This window comes from Pseudomonas sp. HMWF006 (assembly GCF_003061205.1).
In the GTDB taxonomy this organism is placed as follows: Bacteria; Pseudomonadota; Gammaproteobacteria; order Pseudomonadales; family Pseudomonadaceae; genus Aquipseudomonas; species Aquipseudomonas monsensis.
Genome location: NZ_QAIU01000347.1, coordinates 1,911 through 4,067 on the forward strand (window position 1 = coordinate 1,911; position 2,157 = coordinate 4,067).

Here is a 2,157-nt window from a genome sequence, read left to right on the forward strand (position 1 = left end):
GCATGGCCCGCGAAGGCATCGACTTTGCGCAGCTTCCCATGACCCACTGTGAGGGCATTGCCGAGCGTGACGGCCTGTCCTACGCCCAGCAGCGGATGTGGTTTCTCTGGCAACTGGACCCGCACAGTGCCGCCTACAACCTGCCGATGGCCGTGCGCCTGACGGGCGAGTTGCAAGCGCAGGCGCTGGAGCAGGCCTTCAGTCTGTTGGCGGCGCGGCATGAATGCCTGCGCACCACGTTCGGTCAGGAAGGTGAGCGTGCTTTTCAGCGAGTCGCCCAGCCCGAGGCGCTGACACTGAGCCTTACCGATTTGACTGCGGTGCCTGCAAACCAGCGCTGGACGCTGGCGCAACAACACATGATGGCCGAAGCCACCCAGGCGTTCGATCTGGAACACGGCCCGCTGCTGAGCCTGCGCCTGCTGCGTCTGGCCGAGCAGGAACACGTGTTGCTGTTGACCTTGCATCACATCATTGCCGATGGCTGGTCGATGAACATTCTTATCGACGAGTTCATGCGCACCTACGACGCGCTGGTGGCGGGGCGCGAACCGTCGCTGCCGGCACTGACCGTGCACTACCGCGATTACGCCCTGTGGCAGCGCAGCTGGCTGGAGGCGGGTGAGCGTGAGCGGCAACTGGAGTACTGGCGCGCGCAACTGGGCGACGAACATCCGGTGCTGGAATTGCCCACTGACCGTGCTTATCCGGCGCAATCGAGTCATCAGGGGGCACGCCTGGAAACGGTGATCGATGCCGCGCTGCGCCAGGAATTGAAAAGCCTTGCCCAGCGTCAGGGCGTGACCCTGTTCGTGGTGTTGCTGGCGGCGTTCAAGACCTTGTTGCATCGCTACAGCGGCCAGACCGACATTCGCGTCGGCGGCCTGATTGCCAACCGTACCCGCAGTGAAACCGAAGGGCTGATCGGCTTCTTCGTCAACACGCAGATCCTGCGCAGCGAAGTCACCGCGCAAACCCGTTTCGCCGAGCTGTTGCAAAGCCTGCGTGAAGCCGCCCTTGGTGCCCAGGTCCATCAGGAGTTGCCGTTCGACGCCTTGATCGAAGCCCTGCAACCGGTGCGTAGCCAAAGCCGCAACCCCCTGTTCCAGGTGATGTTCAACCACCAGCCGCTGGTGACCGACTTGCAGCACGTGCAACTGGAGTCGGGTTTGCAGGTCGGCTATCTGACTGAAGAACAACTGGCCGGCAGCGGTCGGCAACATGCCGCCACCAGCGACCTGATGCTCGACACCCGCGAGGAGGGCGAGCAGCTGTTCGCCGCCTTCACCTACGCCACCGATATTTTCGATGCCGCGACCATCGCCGCGATGGCCGGACACTGGCGCAATATTCTGCTGTCCGTCTGCCGCGACCCGCAGCAATTGATCGGCGACGTCGCGCTGCTGGCGCAGGTCGAGCGCGCACAGCTGATTCAGGCCACGGCGAGCGAACCCGCTTTCGCCAGCGTGCAGACCCTGTTCGAGGCGCAAGTGGCACGCACGCCGCAGGCAGCGGCGGTACTCCTCGCCACGGCGCCGTCACCGTCACTCACCTACAGCGAACTCAATGCGCGCAGCAATCGCCTGGCGCATCAGTTGCGTGCGCGTGGTGTCGGGCCGGACGTGCTGGTCGGCGTGGCGTTGGGGCGTTCGCTGGAACTGGCGGTGGCCTTGCTGGCCGTGCTCAAGGCCGGCGGCGCCTATGTGCCGCTGGACCCGCAAACCCCGGCCGAACGCCTGCGCCATGTGCTGGATGACAGCGGCCTGAAACTGCTGCTGAGCGATCACGAAAACCTCGCCAGCCTGCCGGATCTGGGGGGCGTCGATTGCCTGTGCCTGGAGCAACTGGACGACAGTGACCACGCCGACAATCTGTCGGTGACCGTTGATGCGCAGCACCTCGCCTATGTGATCTACACCTCCGGCTCCACCGGGCGACCGAAAGGTGTTGCGGTCAGTCACGGTGCGTTGAGCGAGTTCATCGCTCGCGCCATCGACTACAGCGACTTGCGCGAAGGCGACCGCGTCCTGCAATTCGCCACCAGCAGCTTCGATGGTTTCGTCGAGCAATTCTTCCCGCCGCTGTGTCATGGCGCCGCTGTGGTGTTGCGTGATGCGCCGTTGTGGGACAGCGCGACGTTGCGTCAGGTGATTGTCG

General features: G+C 64.2%; 1 protein-coding gene. It reads left to right on the top strand.

Features of this window, described 5'->3' with window-relative positions; translation table 11 throughout:
* Window positions 1-2: 2 nt before the first annotated feature.
* On the top strand, window positions 3-2,157 hold a 2,155-nt coding region (locus DBR24_RS14240), incomplete at its 3' end, for a condensation domain-containing protein (protein WP_146189046.1).